We start from the raw sequence: 1,028 nt of genomic DNA, 5'->3' as shown, positions 1-1,028 counted from the left end.
ATGACCATCGCAGTTGGACGCGCCCCCAGTAGAGGGTGGTTTGACGTTCTCGACGACTGGCTCAAGCGCGATCGCTTCGTATTCGTAGGTTGGTCAGGGATACTATTGTTCCCCTGCGCCTTCCTAGCACTAGGCGGTTGGCTGACCGGCACCACCTTCGTCACCTCTTGGTATACCCACGGATTAGCCTCCTCCTACCTAGAAGGTGCGAACTTTTTGACAGTGGCAGTATCCACCCCCGCCGACAGCATGGGACATTCCCTATTGCTGTTGTGGGGGCCAGAAGCCCAAGGCGACCTCACCCGTTGGTTCCAATTGGGTGGCTTGTGGCCATTCGTTGCCCTACACGGAGCCTTCGGTTTGATTGGCTTCATGTTGCGGCAATTTGAAATTGCGCGTCTAGTAGGAATCCGTCCTTATAACGCCCTCGCCTTCTCTGCTCCCATTGCAGTATTCGTCAGTGTATTTCTGATGTACCCCTTGGGACAATCAAGCTGGTTCTTTGCACCCAGCTTTGGCGTAGCGGCAATTTTCCGGTTCCTGCTATTCCTGCAAGGCTTCCACAACTGGACACTCAACCCCTTCCACATGATGGGTGTTGCTGGTGTATTGGGTGGTGCGCTATTGTGCGCTATTCACGGAGCCACTGTTGAAAATACCTTATTTGAAGACGGTGATGGAGCTAATACCTTCCGCGCCTTCAATCCAACCCAGTCCGAAGAAACCTATTCAATGGTGACGGCAAACCGTTTCTGGTCGCAGATTTTCGGGATTGCTTTCTCCAACAAACGCTGGTTACACTTCTTCATGTTGTTCGTGCCAGTTACAGGTTTATGGATGAGTGCCGTCGGCATCGTCGGTTTAGCACTTAACCTGCGGGCTTATGATTTCGTTTCCCAAGAATTACGGGCGGCGGAAGACCCTGAGTTTGAAACCTTCTATACCAAAAACATTTTGCTGAACGAGGGTATCCGCGCTTGGATGGCTCCTCAAGATCAACCCCACGAACAATTTGTATTCCCTGAGGA

Annotated in this window: 1 protein-coding gene; it reads left to right on the top strand. The window is 51.9% G+C overall.

Going from position 1 to position 1,028, the window contains the following annotated elements; genetic code table 11:
- A partial coding sequence (gene psbD, locus CDG77_RS35060; RefSeq protein ID WP_094333674.1) for a photosystem II D2 protein (photosystem q(a) protein) occupies positions 1-1,028 on the top strand: 1,028 nt, incomplete at both ends.

Origin of the sequence: Nostoc sp. 'Peltigera membranacea cyanobiont' 213 (assembly GCF_002245975.1) — a bacterium.
Lineage (GTDB): Bacteria > Cyanobacteriota > Cyanobacteriia > Cyanobacteriales > Nostocaceae > Nostoc.
This window is presented reverse-complemented; position numbering and strand designations above follow the sequence as displayed.